Origin of the sequence: Nanobdella aerobiophila, from assembly GCF_023169545.1 — an archaeon.
Lineage (GTDB): Archaea > Nanobdellota > Nanobdellia > Nanobdellales > Nanobdellaceae > Nanobdella > Nanobdella aerobiophila.
In genome coordinates this window covers 85,036-105,169 of the sequence record NZ_AP019769.1, presented here as the reverse complement: position 1 = coordinate 105,169, position 20,134 = coordinate 85,036, and the positions used below count along the sequence as shown (strand labels likewise).

General features: G+C 24.3%; 24 protein-coding genes. 17 read left to right on the top strand and 7 right to left on the bottom strand.

The window, feature by feature from the left end:
* Positions 1-2: 2 nt before the first annotated feature.
* Genes MJ2HA_RS00595 through MJ2HA_RS00585 form a run of 3 tightly spaced genes read right to left on the bottom strand, consistent with a single transcriptional unit; the run spans position 3 to position 3,658 of the window.
* On the bottom strand, positions 3-1,805 hold the full coding sequence (locus MJ2HA_RS00595) for a DNA-directed RNA polymerase subunit beta (protein ID WP_258393334.1): 1,803 nt from the start codon (positions 1,803-1,805) through the stop codon (positions 3-5).
* Positions 1,806-1,815: 10 nt separating this feature from the next.
* Positions 1,816-3,333: a DNA-directed RNA polymerase subunit B'' gene (locus MJ2HA_RS00590; protein ID WP_258393333.1), complete on the bottom strand. Its 1,518-nt coding sequence runs from the start codon at positions 3,331-3,333 to the stop codon at positions 1,816-1,818.
* Between the two features lie 22 nt (positions 3,334-3,355).
* Positions 3,356-3,658 carry a DNA-directed RNA polymerase subunit H gene (locus tag MJ2HA_RS00585; protein WP_258393332.1) on the bottom strand — a complete coding sequence of 101 codons (303 nt, stop codon included), beginning with the start codon at positions 3,656-3,658 and terminating at the stop codon, positions 3,356-3,358.
* Positions 3,659-3,709: 51 nt separating this feature from the next.
* Between MJ2HA_RS00585 and MJ2HA_RS00580 the strand changes: the two genes are divergently transcribed.
* Genes MJ2HA_RS00580 through MJ2HA_RS00510 form a run of 15 tightly spaced genes read left to right on the top strand, consistent with a single transcriptional unit; the run spans position 3,710 to position 17,410 of the window.
* On the top strand, positions 3,710-4,549 hold the full coding sequence (locus MJ2HA_RS00580; protein WP_258393331.1) for an ATP-grasp domain-containing protein: 840 nt from the start codon (positions 3,710-3,712) through the stop codon (positions 4,547-4,549).
* Positions 4,539-4,949, top strand: a complete 411-nt coding sequence (locus MJ2HA_RS00575; protein ID WP_258393330.1) for a DUF371 domain-containing protein — start codon at positions 4,539-4,541, stop codon at positions 4,947-4,949. The genes MJ2HA_RS00580 and MJ2HA_RS00575 overlap by 11 nt, the downstream gene beginning before the upstream one ends.
* Before the next feature lie 23 nt (positions 4,950-4,972).
* Positions 4,973-5,722, top strand: a complete 750-nt coding sequence (locus MJ2HA_RS00570) for a hypothetical protein (RefSeq protein ID WP_258393329.1) — start codon at positions 4,973-4,975, stop codon at positions 5,720-5,722.
* A gap of 2 nt (positions 5,723-5,724) precedes the next feature.
* The gene (locus tag MJ2HA_RS00565) at positions 5,725-7,692 is read left to right on the top strand and encodes a hypothetical protein (RefSeq protein WP_258393328.1); all 1,968 of its coding nucleotides are present in this window, start codon (positions 5,725-5,727) and stop codon (positions 7,690-7,692) included.
* On the top strand, positions 7,689-7,967 hold the full coding sequence (locus MJ2HA_RS00560) for a hypothetical protein (protein ID WP_258393327.1): 279 nt from the start codon (positions 7,689-7,691) through the stop codon (positions 7,965-7,967). The genes MJ2HA_RS00565 and MJ2HA_RS00560 overlap by 4 nt, the downstream gene beginning before the upstream one ends.
* The gene (locus MJ2HA_RS00555; RefSeq protein WP_258393326.1) at positions 7,964-8,443 is read left to right on the top strand and encodes a hypothetical protein; all 480 of its coding nucleotides are present in this window, start codon (positions 7,964-7,966) and stop codon (positions 8,441-8,443) included. Before MJ2HA_RS00560 ends, MJ2HA_RS00555 begins: the two co-directional genes overlap by 4 nt.
* The gene (locus MJ2HA_RS00550) at positions 8,440-8,847 is read left to right on the top strand and encodes a hypothetical protein (protein WP_258393325.1); all 408 of its coding nucleotides are present in this window, start codon (positions 8,440-8,442) and stop codon (positions 8,845-8,847) included. The genes MJ2HA_RS00555 and MJ2HA_RS00550 overlap by 4 nt, the downstream gene beginning before the upstream one ends.
* A gap of 32 nt (positions 8,848-8,879) precedes the next feature.
* On the top strand, positions 8,880-9,302 hold the full coding sequence (locus tag MJ2HA_RS00545) for a hypothetical protein (RefSeq protein WP_258393324.1): 423 nt from the start codon (positions 8,880-8,882) through the stop codon (positions 9,300-9,302).
* Between the two features lie 36 nt (positions 9,303-9,338).
* The gene (locus tag MJ2HA_RS00540; protein ID WP_258393323.1) at positions 9,339-10,847 is read left to right on the top strand and encodes a C1 family peptidase; all 1,509 of its coding nucleotides are present in this window, start codon (positions 9,339-9,341) and stop codon (positions 10,845-10,847) included.
* A complete protein-coding gene (locus tag MJ2HA_RS00535; RefSeq protein ID WP_258393322.1) occupies positions 10,828-11,685 on the top strand; it encodes a hypothetical protein in 858 nt (285 codons plus the stop codon). Before MJ2HA_RS00540 ends, MJ2HA_RS00535 begins: the two co-directional genes overlap by 20 nt.
* The gene (locus MJ2HA_RS00530) at positions 11,682-13,250 is read left to right on the top strand and encodes a hypothetical protein (RefSeq protein WP_258393321.1); all 1,569 of its coding nucleotides are present in this window, start codon (positions 11,682-11,684) and stop codon (positions 13,248-13,250) included. Before MJ2HA_RS00535 ends, MJ2HA_RS00530 begins: the two co-directional genes overlap by 4 nt.
* Complete coding sequence (locus MJ2HA_RS00525) at positions 13,244-14,449, top strand: hypothetical protein (protein ID WP_258393320.1); 1,206 nt, start codon at positions 13,244-13,246, stop codon at positions 14,447-14,449. The genes MJ2HA_RS00530 and MJ2HA_RS00525 overlap by 7 nt, the downstream gene beginning before the upstream one ends.
* 2 nt (positions 14,450-14,451) lie before the next feature.
* Positions 14,452-15,684, top strand: a complete 1,233-nt coding sequence (locus MJ2HA_RS00520; RefSeq protein ID WP_258393319.1) for a hypothetical protein — start codon at positions 14,452-14,454, stop codon at positions 15,682-15,684.
* A 1-nt stretch (position 15,685) separates the two neighbouring features.
* A complete protein-coding gene (locus tag MJ2HA_RS00515) occupies positions 15,686-16,330 on the top strand; it encodes a hypothetical protein (RefSeq protein WP_258393318.1) in 645 nt (214 codons plus the stop codon).
* A gap of 33 nt (positions 16,331-16,363) precedes the next feature.
* A complete protein-coding gene (locus tag MJ2HA_RS00510; protein WP_258393317.1) occupies positions 16,364-17,410 on the top strand; it encodes a hypothetical protein in 1,047 nt (348 codons plus the stop codon).
* Here MJ2HA_RS00510 and MJ2HA_RS00505 read toward each other — a convergent pair.
* Positions 17,394-18,221, bottom strand: coding sequence for an arginase family protein (locus MJ2HA_RS00505; protein ID WP_258393316.1), 828 nt, complete (start codon positions 18,219-18,221; stop codon positions 17,394-17,396). The genes MJ2HA_RS00510 and MJ2HA_RS00505 overlap by 17 nt on opposite strands.
* A gap of 35 nt (positions 18,222-18,256) precedes the next feature.
* Between MJ2HA_RS00505 and udg the strand changes: the two genes are divergently transcribed.
* A complete protein-coding gene (udg, locus tag MJ2HA_RS00500; protein WP_258393315.1) occupies positions 18,257-18,859 on the top strand; it encodes a type-4 uracil-DNA glycosylase in 603 nt (200 codons plus the stop codon).
* An 80-nt stretch (positions 18,860-18,939) separates the two neighbouring features.
* The gene (locus MJ2HA_RS00495; RefSeq protein ID WP_258393314.1) at positions 18,940-19,326 is read left to right on the top strand and encodes a hypothetical protein; all 387 of its coding nucleotides are present in this window, start codon (positions 18,940-18,942) and stop codon (positions 19,324-19,326) included.
* Here MJ2HA_RS00495 and MJ2HA_RS00490 read toward each other — a convergent pair.
* The 3 genes from MJ2HA_RS00490 to MJ2HA_RS00480 are packed head-to-tail and all read right to left on the bottom strand — an operon-like array spanning position 19,300 to position 20,091.
* On the bottom strand, positions 19,300-19,632 hold the full coding sequence (locus MJ2HA_RS00490; RefSeq protein ID WP_258393313.1) for a DUF192 domain-containing protein: 333 nt from the start codon (positions 19,630-19,632) through the stop codon (positions 19,300-19,302). The two genes, MJ2HA_RS00495 and MJ2HA_RS00490, sit on opposite strands and share 27 nt — an antisense overlap.
* Complete coding sequence (locus MJ2HA_RS00485) at positions 19,610-19,810, bottom strand: 30S ribosomal protein S27ae (protein ID WP_258393312.1); 201 nt, start codon at positions 19,808-19,810, stop codon at positions 19,610-19,612. Before MJ2HA_RS00485 ends, MJ2HA_RS00490 begins: the two co-directional genes overlap by 23 nt.
* A complete protein-coding gene (locus tag MJ2HA_RS00480) occupies positions 19,807-20,091 on the bottom strand; it encodes an eS24 family ribosomal protein (protein WP_258393311.1) in 285 nt (94 codons plus the stop codon). The genes MJ2HA_RS00485 and MJ2HA_RS00480 overlap by 4 nt, the downstream gene beginning before the upstream one ends.
* Positions 20,092-20,134: the final 43 nt, after the last annotated feature.

Sequence of the window (20,134 nt, the reverse complement as noted above, 5' to 3'; positions counted from 1 at the left end):
AATCAGAATTTATAATCAAGCTTTAATCTTGGCCAAATACCTATAGAAATTAATTCTTTTAATAATAAAGTAAAACCATATGAAACTTTTACTTTAGAAATTTTTTCAGTTTCACCACAAACGGGACAATATAATCTATTTCTTATATTATCTTCTGTAGCTAGCGAACCACAGGATTCACATACAAATATTACAGAATCATCAGAAGAGAACATTTCTCTTAATAATATAGAAGAACCATGAGCTGCAAGTACCTCATTTTCCATCTCACTAAATCTCAAACCACCTTTTTTAGATTTTCCCTCAGTTGGTTGTTTCGTCAATAGCGTTATTGGACCTGTAGCTCTTGCTTGTAATTTATTTTTAGCCATATATTTTAATCTAAGGTAATATAAGCTACCTATAAATATTTTCGCTTTAAATTCATCTCCAGTAATTGGATTATATAAGGTTTCAGTACCATCATCTTTAAATCCTAAAGATAATAACTCCTTCCTTAATTCTTCTTCATCTTCACCATACCAAGGAGTACCGTCTACATATCTGCCATTTAATGATCCTACCTTACCACCTAATAATTCTAGTAATAGTCCAAAAGTTTCCCTAGATGGAATACCAGCTGGAGAAAATATTATATCAGGTCTAATACCAGAAGATGACCATGGTACATCCGTTCCCTCTACAATCATTCCGATTACGCCCTTTTGACCATGTCTTACAGTAAATTTATCACCAAGTTCTGGTATTCTTAGATCTCTAACTCTTATTTTTATTAAAGTATTACCATCAGGAGATTCTGTAACTACAACCGAATCTACATATCCTTCTTCTCCACCGCCCATCGTTAAAGAAGAGTCTTTCTTCCTTAAACCAGTAGTTATACTTTCAGAGCTCAGACCTAAAAACCTTGGTGGAGAAGTTCTACCAACAATAACATCATCAGCAGAAACATAAGATTCCAATGATACAATACCATCTTCTTCCAAATATTTATATTTATCTTTCCCCCTATATAGTTCTATAGATGGATCCGGAATACCTATTTCATCCTGCAGACCACCGGGGTATCTCAATTTTTCTACTTCATATGATCTAAAGTATACGGATCTAAATATTCCTCTTTCTATAGAACTTTTACTCATTATTAATGCATCTTCTATATTATATCCATCTTGAGTCATAACTGCTACTACTACATTTTGACCAATTAAATTCTCTTTTTGAAATATCTTATTAGAAAATGTTCTTACAATTGGTTGCTGAGGATAATATAATATAGATATATCTGTATCAAATCTATTATGGTAATTTAAAGAATATATAGCATGAGATTGCTTTAACGGTCTAACCCCTCTATTTAATCTTGCAGACTGATTTTTATTAGAGAAAGGATTTAATGATGTAGCTATACCAAATATTATTAATGAAGAAACTTCCAAATGTGTCGTATCATCTTTTATATCCTCTGGATATAACGCTACCTTTAAATTTTCTTCTTCTTCGGGATCTACCCATTCTATAACACCCATCTTTTCCAAATCTGACCATGACAGCTCTCCCCTAGATAATTTTTCAATATCTTCTTTAGTTAATAATGGCTTTTTATCTTTTACTACAATTAAAGGTCTTAAAATCCTGCCTTTTCTTGTGTTTATCTCTACTATTTTCCTATCTTCATCTAAAGATATATTTACAAATTCTGGTATAATACCTGATCTCCTTTTTTCTTTAAAATCTCTGATAAAATCTTCATAATCTTCCACGTATCCTATAAATATATTATCTAGATAAACCTCGTAAGACATTTTATTTTACTTACTTAGAAATATTTTTAACTATTGGCCTTAATCCTATACTTTCCAAACTCTTTATTAAATTATCTCTATCTACTTCTTCAAAACTAATCTTAGACAATAAAGATAAATTCTTTCTTAATCCTGTTTCATGACCCTCTGGAGTTTCAATTAAATCTAATCTTCCCCAATGAGTACCATGAACCATTCTAGCTTCTAATAATTCTGCTTCTTCGGATATGGACGAAAATACTCTAGTAAGATGGGATAAAACAGCAATTTTATTTGTTCTATCTAATGATTGAGCTATACCATTTCTATTCCTAGTCCATTTTCCAGTACCCATAGCAGACTCAAATCTTTCACTAAATATCTTTGATCTAAATATAGAATTATATGGAGGCACTCTTCCCCTTCTGATTAACCTCTCATATTGGTACATCGCATCATTCATTATTGTTTTTAATGTTATAAGGAACATTTCTCTTAATAATTCTCCAGGAGTCCTCACTACCTTATTAGAAAAGTGATCTTTTATATCCTCTTTTATCTTTCCGTGGGCTAATAATAATATTTTTCTCGCCATCTTAGCTAAATTATATGCCTTCCATAATCTATCTTTTGGTTCAGTACCTACATGAGGTAATAATTTTGAATCTAAAATTCCCAATAATTTCTCTTTTTTTACATCAAAATTACCTGTTAATCTCAATCTATCTGCTAAGAATCTAATATTATCATCTATTTCATTCATATCTTGATATTCCAATAGATTAATAAATGTCTCTTCAAAATTGTCATCCTCATTTATCAATTGTGCAATTTCCGAATCTTTTGATAATCCTAAAGCCTTTATTAATGGAATTAATGGTATTCTTTTATATCTTTCAAATGAGATATATAATATTCCATCTTTCATTAATTCCATCCTATGTGAAGATTGTAATGTAACAGCTTCCGATAGTAAATATCCACTATATTTTACTGGACTATTAGCTTCTTGGACATAAAATCTATTTGTAGATAATTCTTCTGATAATATTATAACTTTTTCACTACCATTTATTATAAAATATCCACCTCTGTCTGTAGGATCTTCACCTAATTTTATTAATTCTTCTTCAGATAATCCATATGTATTACAATATTTTGATCTTATCATGATTGGTAACCTTCCAATACTAACCTGGTATTTAGTCTTATACGATTCATTCTCAAATACTGAAAATTCCATATAAACCATTCCAGAATAGGTTATATTCCTAATTAATGCTTCATTTGGATATATTAACCTTGGAACTCCTTCTTTTTCCATAAAATCTGCCTTACTCAACCATATCTTATCTATCTTAAATTGTAGATCTCTTAAACCAGAAGGCAATATCCTTGGAGAGAATACGCCCAACTTTTTCCCTATCTCTGTCATTTCTACATCCGCGAAATACTCGAAGGATCTGAGATGTATGTTCAGCAATTGGTTTTCATCAAGGTATTTATATAAAAGTATATACTTGTCTTTATTTTTATCCACATTATTCATTTTATAATACGTTTTTATAAGTTTAATCCTCAATCACAACCCTATAATATATACTCTCTCCGGCAGTAGGTGAATCTCTAATAATCTTTATAACATCCCCTGGTTTAACTTCTAATTTTCTTATAGCTGGATCAGAAATTTTTATTCTTGGTAAATCAGATAGCTTTATATTATAATTCCTTAATAATTCTTGCTTCTCTTGCTCATCTATCTTTTCGTGTTTTGGTACCAAATAATGTTTTGATATATCTACTTCATTTAGATCTCTTGTTTTTTTAGGAACGGATTTTTTATGAGACTTTCGACTATTCTTAGAAGAAGCCATATAACTTTATTCATAAAAAAGCTTATATCTTTTTTACATAGTAAATAAAAAATGAAAAAAATAGCGATTCTTATAAGACAAAATTTAGAAGATTATAGAATAAAAAGATTTTACGATGAAATAAGTGGTTACAATAATATAGATATAGTAGAGGCATATAAATACCTAGTATATCCTTATGAAAATACAAAGATATTAGAATATGATAATTTTTATTTCTATCTTGGAATGACATTCACATATGATTCCAATATTTTAGCAAATTATTTAAATGATAATGGAAAAAATGTCATAAATAAACTACATATAAATAACCAAATAGCAAGTAAAACATTTTTTTATGATAAATTAAGAAAATATATAAAGATACCGAAATTTTATAAAATATATTCAGTGAAAAACATAAGATTCATCCTCGAAAAGCTAAGTTTTCCAATAATGGTAAAACATCAATTCATTCATAGGGGTGAATTCGTATTTAAGATAAATAATGAAGAAGAATTATATAACTTTTTAGACGAATATTTGGAAAATAAAAGGGATATAAAACATCTAATTTTTCAAGAATATATACCTTATGAAAAAGACATAAGAGTAATTTTCATAGGAAAACCTTTCGGTGCCATGCAAAGAATAAATAACGAATCTTATAAAGCAAATATAAGCCAGGGCGGTAGAGGAAAAGAATATAAAATTGATAAAGAAATAGAAGAAATATCATATAAAATTTCTGAAAAAATGGATCTACAGATATTTGCTTTTGATCTATTATTAAAAGAAAATACTTATTATTTAATTGACATACATAATATATTCCAGTTTGAAGGATTTGAAAAATATTTAAATAAAAATCTAGTTAAAGGAATTTTAGATTACTTAAATGAAATTTGAAATAAAAGCAAAAGGAAATAGATTAATAAAGGCAACCCACAAATCCACTCTAGAGGTTACAAAAGACGATTTTTTAACAGAGAGAGGTGATTGCATTATAGGTATAAATGCGAATTTTTCGGCAAGTGAAATTCCGGAAGATTTGAAAGAATATTTATTATCAGAAGGAAAGATAAAGATAATAATAAAAGTAGATAATTTAATTGATAAAATTATTGCATATGGGTCAAAAAATTTAAGTTTTAAATCAGAAAACAGTATTATTATAAGGAAAAGTAATTTTATAGATGATAGAACATTAGCAATATATTCAAATAAAAGTTCTATAGATATTAAAAGGGATATCATAAATTTATTAAAAGAAGATAAAGATCTATACATAATAATTAAATATTTATAAATTATAAAGAATTGTTAATTTATATGAAAAAAAGAGGTATTGACATGGCAGTGGAACTTATATTCGTAATATTAATTATGTTAGTGGTAGCAGTAATAGTAATAAAATTATTTACTCAACAAGCATCAAAAATTGGAACTATATCAAATACTGAAATTCAACAGGCTGTATCAACATGCACTAGTGCATGTTCTAATCCTATAGATTATTGTAGCCAATATGTAAGTATAGGAAATGGATACACTGAAAATAGTCCTGGATATTACTTATGTGAAAATTCTGTACCATGTACAATAGTAAATCAGTTATATGGAAATTCTAATAATGGTCAATCATGTAGTTATCAAGGATATTCCATAACTCCTCTAGATTGTATGTATATAGAATGTCAATATTATATAAATACACTAGATTATAATGCAAATCAAGCAACAAAATATGTATTTGGTCAATATGCATCATCTACAGAAATAAATGTCTCAAATGGAAATGTAGAATTATATATATCTCAACCTTCCACAATATTATATCCAGGTCCATCTACATGTAATGGAAATATACCAACCTGGATAACTAACCAGGTGTTCGGAGCTTTAATAAATGTAGTAAATTACTATAATCAAAATTATTGCGCAGGAAATCTAAGCATAATTGTACAAAATGGAGAAATATATGTAAATGGAATATGCCCATCAATAAATATAAATCAAGATCAGACACCTTTATGCCAAGCATTATTAGATTTCCAGTATAATGAATTGAATAGCGTATAAGTATGTCTTTTTTTGAAAATTTTTATAATAAATTTATAATAATAAAAATAAAGGCTCCAAAGAAGATATATGATTTTTATAAATTTCATTTATGGTTAAATAGGCTAAATACAAATCCTAATAATATATTATCATCAAATATATCTTTATTTATAATTTCTATAATAACTTATTTTATATTTAGTATCATATCATTTCAATTCGCATTTTCTTTATTTATATCATTATTAATATTAAATTTTTATCTTATATATTATCCAATATTTTATACTCAGATAGTAAAGATTAAAGCAACTTCTGAATCTGTCTGGATCTTATTGTATTTATCATTATATATTAAAAGAAATCCAAATTTAGAAAAAGCAATACAATATGTAGCATATTATATGAATGGGATATTAGCAGATGATTTTAAAAAAATAATATATGACTTAGAAACAAACAGATTTAATAAAATAGAAGATGCTTTGGAATATTATCAATATAGATGGTATTATATAAATCCTGAATTTGTATATGCAATCACCCATTTAATTAATATAAACTATAAAAGTTCTATAGATGATATAAATAAATTAGTTGATAGGATATTAGAATGGACATTAAAAAAATCCTTACAAAGATCAGAAGAATATGTAGAAAATTTAAAAGAGCCAACAACTGCAATTGTATCATTTTTAGTAATGATGCCAATGATAACATTAATTATGCTACCATTATTATCAATATTTATATTAAATACAGTAAGTTTTTACTTTATAGCATTTAGTTATATAATTATTCTTCCAGTAATAGTATTCTTAATAGCCCAAAATTTATTGTCTAAAAGCCCTTTTGCTTTTTCTACACCTGATTTATCATTATCAAAAGACCTACCAAGAAATGGAACTATAAAGATAAATGGTAAATATTTACCAATAATCTTTATATCATTAATATTCCTTTCTATATCCATTATAGGATTCTATCATATAATAAATTTAGCAATTCAATTATTATATATACCACCAGGAGATAGCCAATATTTATCAATAATATATCAGGATAGAGCCCTATACAATATATTAACTGTTTTAACAATACCTTTAGGATTGGGTCTTGGTATAGGATCATATTTCTATCTTAATTCATATCAGAAAGTAAAAAAAATACAACAAATAGAAGAAATAGAAGATGAATTTCCAATAGTAACTTATGAATTTGCCTCATTATTAGAAGATGGTTATCCAATGGAAATTGTAATACAAAAAACATATCAAAATTATAAGATAATAAAGTCTAGTGGGGTAATGGAGAATTTCCTAAAGATAACAATATATAATTTGAGAAAAGGTTTCGACTTAATAAATTCTATATTCAATATTAATAATGGATCTATAAATTATTATCCATCAAAACTAGTAAGAGAAAGTTTACAACTAATAATATATTCCATATCAAAAGGTCCAGAGATATTATCAAAAATAACATATAATATTTCCTATAACCTAGAAAATGTAATAAATATAAAAAATAATGTAAGAAAGATTCTAAATGAAATAATAAGTATGTTAGATGTTACATCAAAAAATTTAATACCATTTATATCTGCACTAGTAACCGTCTTTAATAATGGGATAATATCTATGTTATTTGCTTTAGCATACTTCTTCCAACTAATTGATCAATCCATTGGTATATCAGGTTCTGCAGGGATAGAACAATTAATAGTACAAACTTTTAATTTATATAATTTAATACCACCAACATATTTTGAAGCTATAATTGGTATATTTTTCATAGAATTTATAATTATAACATCATATATGACTGCTGGAATAAAATATGGATTTGATAATACAATGATAGATTATTATATAGGAAAAAATTTATTATTAGGAACTATAATATATACTGTATTTTCAATAATTGGTATTATAGTAATTTTTTCTGTTTTCGGGCCTTATTTACCAACAAATATATCAATATGAAAGCTCAAAATATTCAATATGAACTATTAATATCTTTTATCTTAATTATTGCAGCAGCTAGTTTTTCTTTTTATTATATATATAAAGTAAATGATACAAATAATAATATAAGATCTATAAATTGCCAAGAACTAAATAATTTATATAACCAAAGCTATTATAAAACAATAGAAATAAAAGTATATTTAACTCAAAACTGTACAATAAATAATTTACTAATTCCAGAAGGAAATAGAATAATATATATATATGAAGGAAATATAAGTTATATATGAAAAATGATATTGCTATAGATCAGGCATTTATTATTATTGTAGCAATAATCTCTATAAGTATATTTTTATATATAATATATGATAAATTTTTTCTAAACTCTAAACAATATTATTGCGAAAGTATAGTATCCACAGACTCATTTTCTCCATCATGTTTAAAATACTACCCAGAAACGCAAACCATAGAATTTAATAACCAAACAGAAGATTATATAGAAAATGCAATTGCTGGATTAGTGATTAGTTGCTATAATAAAAATATAAATACAAACAACCTATTTAATGTTTGTTATGATGTATATATTGATGAAAATTTATCCATTAATTCCACAAATATATTATATATATTAAATAGATATAGTAATTTTAATACAAATAATTTATTATTTCATTACGAAAATAATCAATTAAATTTTACACCATATCAAAGTATATTTATAATTTATAATAATACAAATATAATATTATGGCAATGAAAGGTCAAGAAATGCCCGTAAATTTAACATTTATAATAATTATAGGAATAATTGCAGTAGTAGTAATCGTTGGTATAATCTTAATGATAAAAAGTAATCTAGTATCTTATATAAATACTGCACTTCCGCATCCTAATAGTACAAGCACGGTAGTTGAAACTAATGTTCAATCTATAGACACATTATCTTTAGATATAATTTCTTGTTATAATAAAAAAGAAAATGGATTATGTTATTTAGTATATTATAATGGAACAAATTCTTTTTCATGTTCTCAATTAATAGATAATGTATTAAGTATAGATCCTAATGTACAGATTCAAAATTGTAATTATTATATAAAACAAGGTGACTATATATTAATTAATTCAAATATAAATTATGTATATTTATCATTACAATAATTTTTATATATAGATAAATATTTTTTATAAAAATGGAAAAATGGTTCTGGCTTATTGCAACTGTAATTGGATTTGGAATTTCAATGTACTTATATTTAAAATTTAGCTATATGAATAATGAAATCTATCTTGTATCAAATCAAATAAATCAGTGCCAAAATTTATTTAATTCTATTGAAGAAGTATGTAATGCTAACAATGGAACCAGTATAACAACAAATTTTCAAATATCAAAATACCTAAATTATATATCATCTAATGGAAATGAAGTAACCTGTTATATATATAATCAATATATAAAATACAATTCAAGTTGTAATATAATAATAGAAGGTACTATATCATATAATAATACATTATATAAATACGCTAACCTAAATAATAATGTAGAAAATATAGAAATAACAATATATAAAAATAATCCAAACTCAATAGAGATATATTCATCTACATAAAATATATAAATTATAAAACTAATAAAAAAACTATTTATGAAGAGAGTTCAAATCAATTTATTGAATGTAGGAATAATATTAGTAATAGTTGGACTAGCAATAGGTATATATTATATATATATTTATAATTTAAAGACATCACAACAAAATATAGAATTTCAAAATTTTGTCCAAAATATACAAAATTTGGAAAATACAATAACCACATTTCAAGGCAACTATTTTATAAGATTAAGTGTTCCAAATGATGTAATAATATATTATGCCAATAATTCAATAGTATTAAATTATAACAACAATAATTATTCAATAACATTTAATAATTATAATATATCCTTATATAATAATAATTCTGAAATAAATTACTTATTATATCCAAATGAAATATACTTTATAAAATCAAATAATCATATATATATAACAAATAATTATAATGAATCTGAATATTTAATAGATAATAATACGTATAATATGATAATTAATTCCAATAATTCAAATAATATAATATCAAGCAATGATTGTTTATATAATTATACAGGACAAACTTCTTGGAACTGGGGTGATGTAAATGGAGATAGTTACTTACCCCCCATTGGAAATCAAGGTACATGCGGTGATTGCTGGGCATGGAGCGCTGCATATGCAATTGCCTCAAATTATATGATATATAATAATTTACCAAATTTAAGTTTGTATCTTTCACCAACAGAAATTGCAGTTAACTGCAATGTTGGTAATCCAAATTCTCCAGGATACTGCCAAGATGTAATGGGTTGTTTAGGTGGATTACCATATCAAGGAATACAATTTTCAGAAGAATATGGTATAGGAACAGATAATAATTATAATACATATTATCAAGAACTGGCAGACTGCAGTACAAATATTTCTAATTATCCAGGAGATGTATGCGGACAGTCATATAGTATACCAAATAATAATATTTATGTACCAGATTCTGAACAATATCTTGCTTCAGGATTTTTAGATAGTGAAGAGGCTATAGGACCAGGAGGACAATTAGCAGCCCTGCCACCATCAGGAGATTTAAGCACCCAACAAATAAAACAAGATTTACTATGTTATGGTCCATTAAGTATAAGTGGATTTTTAGGTGGTCTATCCAATCAAGATACTAGTTATTATCTAGAAGCAACGGGACATGCAACATTATTAGTAGGATTTAATGATAATTCAAATATATGCCAAGAAGAATATAATCAGCCTGGTTGTTGGATAATACAAAACGAATGGGGGCAACAATCCGCATGCATCATAGTAGTATATAATACAACAAATTATTATGATACAACACCACTTCTTATACCAAATAATATGATATCTATACAATCGTGCAGTCAGTTATTTTTAAACCAAAATTTTTGTAATTATTATGTACAAAAAGTACTTGGAAGTGGATATAACTGTGGAGGAGTATATTGGATGAATAATGGATATATATATGTTCCTTATAATTCAACACCATACGGCCAAAGCCTTCCTTATTATATTATTTCTATAAACAATGTCACATATATATCGTAATATTATAATTTTTTTAATTTCATTATTATTTGTATATAATATATATTCATTAAAAAATCCTGTAGCAGTATTTTGCCAATATGGAGGTGGAGTATTTTATGCGAACTCAACTGGAGAATATTGTATAGTAGATGGTAATACATTTAATGCATTTAATTATTATTATGGACAGGTTCCTGAAAAATATAATTTCTGCTATCACTATAATCTAAGTTCCATAATACAAAATTTAACCATAGATAATACAACAATAACTCAGTTCTTATGTATTTATCCTAATGGAACAGAGATAGATCCTTTAGCATTAGTTCCAGAAAGCTCATATCAAGATGTATATCCTATATTATCTGCATGTAATAATATAGTAAGCTGTTCAGATACACCATGGATTGTTCAATCCTGTTCAGAAGTTCCATATCCATGTTTTAACCCTCCATATATACCTGGAAATTATAATTCTACGGAATATAATAATATATATTCTGCATTATATATAGAGCAATCATGTGGTTATTGCCCAGAAAATGAAAGTTTTAATGGAGATTGGTATAGATGCCCATATAATTATTCTTTACAAAAATTATATAATGAATTTTTAAAAGAATGCCCACCTCCAAACAATATAGAAGTAAATTGTTATGGAGTATTTACATGTATATATAATAACCAGACAAGTCAGATAATGACTAATAGTTCTATAAATAATATATATTTAAATAATGAAGAAAATTTGACTAAAACGGAGTATAATAATAATGAGTATAATATATTACCAATATTATCGGTAATTATAATAATTATAGGCTTATTAATAATAATATTATATTATATAAAATGAAAAGCCAAGTAAATTATATAATAATTATAGTTATAACTGGAATAATAGTTTTATCTTTTATTTTATATTTTATAATAACATATAATAATATAACAAATAAATATATACCAGAAAATCAATATTCATTGACTATTCAAAATAGTGTAGATTTATTATCATATATTAATAATGATAGCGTAAATCAATCATACTCATTTTTATTATCTTATTTATCTACATCAGAAAATAATGAATATTGTATAAATGATAACACATGTACAAATATAACTCAGGATCTATATAATTATTTCGATAGTATATATGGTAATAACTGGAATTTAACAATATATTATTTACCATCTATAACAGGATGGATCGTTCAAATGTTTTTAGTTACTGGAAATATATATGATTGGGACTCTTGTGAAATAAATCCACCAAATAATACAAATGGAGTTCAATGGTATCAATGGAATTACAATACTAGTTATATTAATGATTATACTGAAACTGTATATTCTCCTGAATATTCCGTATCATATGCTTATCAAGGAGCAGAATATGAAAATATACATGGTGCTGGTTGGGTAAATGCAACTGCACCATTTCATGAAGATAATTCTTGTGGTTCATGGGGCTTGGGAGGATTATATGGCCCATATTTTTGTACCTCTGAAGCTGAAATTAGTGGATTCTGTACATCATTATCAACCTTATTTCCTGGAGAGGATTTTACAAACGCATCTGTATTTTGCCAGAATGGTAATTGGGAATTATTTCAAGATCTTGATGATGGTTGGATGGTTCCAGTAGCACCAAACTATACATTACCATCTTTCTTTTATGGACAATATATTGTTGTAGGCGGAGCATATAGTGGCGAAGGATATTATTATCCAAACCCACCAATATATAAAACTGCAACAGATATAACGCAACTAGCGCAGGATCTTGGTCTAATAAATTCTGGTTCTTCGATAGTCGGTTCATTTTATAGAGGAAAAGTATATATACCGCCATCTTGTCAGGATGTATATATAGATTACCCTTGGCATGAAGTTATAAGATTATATATATCTTATTTAAATTCAACCGGACAGCCCGATTATATATTTTTAGCTGCAGCACCATATTGTACAGTATCTACAACAAATGGAGGCATCTTAACATGTCCTGTAGGAGTATTTCAAAATATAGAAAATGTAAGTGGTATAATAGTTGGAAAACAATGTCCTTTAGTATATCAAATAAATCAAAATGAGAATAGCGCAGGATTATATGAATTTAATATAACAAAATGGGCAATAATTAATAGAGATCCAAATAATCCATATATAATTATATCTGCAGCATATTGGGATCCACATCCTGGATCTAATGGAATCGCAATGCCAAGAGTATTCTGTACAACAAGCAATGGTAATGTATATGAATTAAATGCATATTTATATAATGGGCAAGGAAATAGCATATCATTAGGATATCCAATACCAAAAAACCAAAATTTATATACATATTATTTTTATTTGCCAATTCCTAAACTAAACTTGGGCGGATATCTGGTTGGAGTGCTAGATACATGGTAGACAATAATAAAAAATTTATTTTTTATTATCTAATAATATTATTATCATTTTCTTTTATTAAGATATGGAATAAAAATTATATATTATTTGGTATAAACATATTTAATATTATATTTGGTATAATTTATATACCAATACTTTTATTATTACTAAAGTATACAAAAACAACTTATAATAATTATAAAATTATATATCTATTATTTCCTTTAGAAATTTTTTCAATAAATACATTCCATAATTTTATAGCAGAATTATTTTATTTATATATTTTCTTTTATCTATTAGCGTATTTTATTGGACAATCATTAATAATAAATAATCTAAAGATATCAAAAAAACAATTAATAATTTATATATTCTTATTATCTTATTTTATTATCCTATTATTTATAAATACTGTAATAAATGTAATTGGAACTGATGTTGATGTTATATTACCACAAATAGTTATAAATATAGCTTATTTATTTTATAAGACAGATATAGCAGAGTATTTATTTGAATTTTTAATATTAATAACATTAATACCTATATTTTTATATAATTATCTAAATAAAAACAATGGTATAGATTTATCAAAATTAAATAAAATAAATAATTATAAAAAAATAATTATATATGCAACTCAAATTATAATATTTATACAGCTAATATATTCAATTATTTTATCATTATTTTATATAAAACATCCAAATATAAATGACCCATATTATAAATATATATCTTTATCAATGATTTTTATATCAATATATGAGTATATAATATTTTATTTAATATATAAAAAATTAAAAAATAAATTTGTATCATTTTATAGCATTATACTATTATTTTTATATAATTTACAGATATTTTTTGGCGTTTTATATTTATTTTATGATAGCTATCTAATGTATCTCTTACATACAAGAATAATTATATCATTTATATTTTTCTTTCTAGGTATACATTATTTTTTTAATAGAAAAAATACTAATATATTGAAAAAATCTATAGGAATAACTTTAGGTATTTTATTAATATTCCAATTGGTATCTGGCGAATTATTAGAAAATGAAATATTTGGTATTGCTCCAGGAATGAATTCTTTCTTATTACCAATATTTAGCTTACCAAATCTTGCACTAAGTTTAGGTGTAATTCATGGAGTTATCGTTACATTATCAATATTAACACTTATATATTTACATACTAAGATATAATAATGAGAAATCAAATAGAATTTATATATGTGTTATTATTTATAGCTTTTATAACTGTAATTATAATACTATCTTTTGTATCTATATCATTAAGTTCCAAACAAAATGAAATATTTATAAGATTCACTTCTTCAGTAACACTAACAGATTATTTTCTAGGTTATATAAATACTTTAATTACACAACAAGCGTACACACAATCTTATATAGCGGGGTTAAATTCGTGGGGAAAAGAATATTGGGCGGCATATCCAGAAGCCTGCGGTGCTCCACAATCATGCCAGGCTGCTTTAAATTATTATAGTAATTTAACAGAAGAGGGTATAGCAACAAATATATATAATAGTATATATGATTTAGAAAAATTACAATATTATTATCCTTACAATATAGAAACCAATATTTCAACAAATTATTATGCTGGTGTTTTAGGTTCGTGTAATAATATAGAAGCTGGTAATTATAATTATGAATATCCTGTATACGTGACTGGTATATATTTAACCGTTTATAATAATAATTCAGAATATATATATCCTTATAGCGCTAATCAAACAGTATCCGATAATCCTGCATTTTATTTATATAATGAAGGCGTTCAATTTTCACAATCTGGAGAATTTTCTCAATGTTCCTTCGTAGATTGCGCTAATGCTTTAAATAATAATTTTATAAATACTTGTGCACAAAATTTTGAGCAATTTACAAATAATCCATATATAAAATGTAATGAAAGTATAGAAACTCCAAATTTATGTTCTGCAAGTTGTCCATATACATGCATAGCTCAGAATACTGCATGTATAATTACTTTAAGTTGTGAAGATACACAATATAATATATATTATAATGGAAATACAGTTCCCCAAAAAATAAATATAAATTCTATAGTATATCAAAATAATGATACATATACTGCACATAAAATCTGCGACTATTCATGTACATATACATATAACTTAACTACAGGACAAGTGATATCTTCCTCTTGTACATTAAATAATAATCAGGATTCTTGTAATTCAAATAATAATATAATATGCGGAAGCTCCTCATCGAAAAATGGAGAAGGAACAATAAATTATAATTATATATATAGCATATCCAATACATGTTCTGCATGTGTATTGGGAACATATTGCGGATGTGACCAATCATTGGCACAAGAATGCGTTCAGTCAATATCATGCCCTGCAACAATAACACCGCCTACACCTACATCATGTATTAATTAATATGAAATCTCAATTTTCTATAATATTTACAACAATAATTTTGGTATTATTTTTAGTAGGGATAATATTAATAACATCTATATATTCTGGATATGATTTATATAATTATGAAAGCAACAACGACTTTTCTTATTCTCAAAATATATTATATGAAATATTTTCTAATAATTGTTTAGGGTCGCCAAGTTACCCTATATTTTATACAACAATAAATAAATTAATTTATTTTAATAATAGTTTTTATAATGAACTACCTGATTGCGCAGTTTTTCCATATCCATTTAGGGTGTATATAAATAATTATAGTTTAGGAATAATTAATTACTATGGTAATTGCGATAATAATTCGTATTTTATATCTATAGACGGCCAATTATCTAGTATAAATATACAAATATGCGAAAATTATTATTCAGATTTCTATTATTTTGTCTACAATTTTTGTATTAATAATGAAAATATTTCTAATCAGTCCTTTGTATTTCTATCAGAAACTTATGTATATAATAATAAAATTTGTACAGAAAGTTATAATGATAAATACATTTGTAATATAATACCATGTAAATTTATTAATAATATTAGTTTTTATGGGTCTACAGATGTATATCTAGAAAAAACGGGAAATGGTATAAAAATTGTATAATATTTATAATAATTTATTAATAAATATATATAAATGCCAAATGAAACATTTATAGATAAATATATAGACGAAAATCAAAATATATCAAAATATATTTTTATATTATATATATTATTTTATTTTTTATCTATAATTATATCTTTCATATATATAAAAAATTATTTAATATCATTTTCTGTATTCGGAGCAATATATATACCAATATTATATCTTTTATTAAAAAGATCAAATACAAATATGATCAAATTTTTATATATTTTAGTTCCAATTGATATATTAGCTAGACTATTAAATATAAATAGCCTATTTATATTTATATATAATAATATATTTTTCTTCATAATATCTTATCTGATTGGGAACTATATTGGAGAAGAAAAATTAATAATAAATAGAAAATCATTTATATTTTATATAATATCAGTATTTTATTTATTTATTTTAGTCTATATATATAATATAAATATTCCATATCTAATACCATTAATATTATTTGTAGTATTATTTAATATATCAAAAGATAATAAGAACATTAGTTTTACTAAATTAAATAATATCAATATTTATAAAAGATATATATTCTGCTTTCTATTTATATTATTATTATTACAAATACTATTTTCATTGGAACAAAATATATTTTTTATAATAGATATATTAATATTTTCCATTTTCGAAATCATAATATTATATCTAATATATAAACTATTTAATAGGAAAATAGAAGGTTTTACAATGTATTTTTTAATATTATTTATATTCATATTTATATTTAGCTCTCTATATTATATAATATATAACAATATAATATTTTATTCTATTGAAAATATATTAATTTCTATAATATTTTATTTTACAGCTATACATGCATATTTATATCATAAATATCCAAATAATAAAAAAATATTATTAGGAATATCTTCTGGTATACCAATTATAATAATTAACTTCATTGATTTTATTAACTATATAATAAAATTAAATATATATGAAAAAATAATATTATTAACCTTAAATACTTTAATCTTTGGAACAATATTAATATTATTAATATATATACATTCTATTTATAATAATTAAATATAGATATAGTTTCTAATATTATCTTTACGGCTAGATTATTGCATATATTACTAGAAAATAATTCGGTCAGATCAAAACCAATTAAATGTACATTTTTTAACTCCTTCAATATCTTTAAATAATGATATACCTTTATTCCCATTCCCTCCAACCAATGGCCACATCCATTTTCAAATACATCTATATCTATAGATATATATAAATTTTTATTATCTAATATATTACTTATTTCTCTAGAAATATCATTTATATTATCCCATACTTCATAAAAATTATAATATTTTATATTCCAATCCTTTAATATATTTTTTTCTTCAAAAGATAGATTAGATATACCAACCATGATTATATCTTCTGGATTCAAATATTCTTCTTTTATTAAATAGTATATATAACTTTCATAGTTTGGATAAGGATCTGGATGCATATCTGGATGTGCATCAAAATATAATAACTTGTAATTGTTCCAATTTTCTCTAATTAATTTTAATATAGGATATGTTATAGAATGATCCCCACCTAAAAATATATATTTTTTATTTTTATCATATATTTCCTTTAATCTATTATATATATAATTATATAAATAATTTATATCTCTTATATCTTCTATATCTATATCCCCTAGATCTTCTATATCTTCCAAATCTATATCTCCCAATAATGTATCAAATACTTTATATGATGCATCTCTAATTGCTTTAGGTCCATTTGAATAAAATTTTATATTTGATAAACTACCGACTTCAGATGGGATACCGATCATTTTCCACTTTGAATTTTTATTTCCTTTAGCATGAGCAAACATCTAAAAAAGATAAAAATTATTTTTATATATTTTGTATGGATTCAATAAATGATATAAATAAAGAGATATTAAAATGTAATAGATGTTCATTATGTAATTATAAGACTAATTATGTTCCAGGTGATGGTAATATAAATAGTAAAATTTTATTTATAGGTGAAGCACCAGGAAGAGATGAAGATATACAAGGAAAACCATTTGTAGGAAAAGCTGGAAAGATTTTAACAGAAAATATAAATCATATATTAAATATTGATAGAAAAGATGTTTATATTACTAATTTAATAAAATGCAGACCTCCAAATAATAGAAAACCAACTGATGAAGAGATAAAGGCTTGCTCAATATGGTTGGAAAAACAGATAAATATTCTTAAACCAGATATAATAATTACTTTAGGATCTTACTCTACATCATGGATCTTTAATTACTTTAATATAAAATTTAATTCTATAATGAAAGACAGAGGCAAAGTATACAAGATAAATTATTGGAACAAAGAAATAAAGATAATTCCGACTCTACATCCTGCATCTACTATATACAACAAAGAATGGAGAGCAATATTTGATAAAGATTTTTATCTTATAAAAGATTTGATAAATAAAAATAATACAGGAATATTGAGATATATATGATGAGGCTGCGCGCGTCTGAGATATGATGAATACACCTCCTCCCTGAAAATATAAAAACTCTAAAATATTATTCTTTCTATATGAATAATGTGCAAGATAATGAAAATGAAATATTAAATAATATAAAAAATATTATGTCTCAGATGAATAATATCATATTATATATTCAAAATCTAAACAATTATGAAAAATATTACCAAAATAATCAATATTACCTATATAATTATGAAATGCAGGAGATAAATAATATAATCAATCTTATAAATAATCTTTTCTCAATGTTAGAATTAATAAAAAACTATATAGAAATGTATTATAAAGAAATTGCAAATAATCCATATATATATCCAGCACTAAAAACAGAAATATTAGCAAATATAAATAATAGCGTAAAGAATATAAAAAGTTCCGTAGACAGATTATTTATAGAAATGGAAATATTATCTGATACTATTGGAAAGATTTGATAAAGCAAAATTTATCTTATTTTTATCTAGATTTATACCTTCTATTATATACCTAAATGGCTTTTTTGGTAATAATATACTAAATTGTTTCATGTTTTTCTTATAAGATACTAATTCTAAATTAGAATTATATAGATATATATCTAATGGTTTTATACAAAAGAAAGTATGTACAAAGCCATCATCTATATCTTTTTTCATATCTAAGATATATATATGATCTTTTTTTGGTATTTGAAACATCAAACCGATAAAAGATCTTAAAGGTCCAAAATAAGAAATTTTATATTTTGATTCCGATTCCATCTAATATTTTTTGATCCTTATTTTCCTTAAATTCTGTATATGAACAATATCCACATGTATATCTATCTTTGTGATCAGCCATAAATCTTCCACACTTTGGACATATCTTTTTAATCCTTTCCACTCTCCCGCTTTCTAACCTATACAATTTCATGACAGATAATTCCTTCTCACTCATTGTATTATCTTATTTCTTTTTAATATATGTTTTGGCTCTAATTTTAATAATAAATTTTGATCATCATATACATTTATATATGCCTTAGATGATTGTTTTCCATATTCTGTAATTATTTTCCTTACTACAACTAATTTATCATCTTTTCCAACCATAGCAGCAACTTTTGATTTTATATCATCTCTTTTGGGTGTAGCCTCATTTTTATGATCTATTTTAACAACTAATTCCTCTCTATTGAATAATTCGTTTTTCTCTCTATTAATTATATTTATTTCCATAATTATATCTTTATACAGAATAAGATTTTTAAAATATATAATC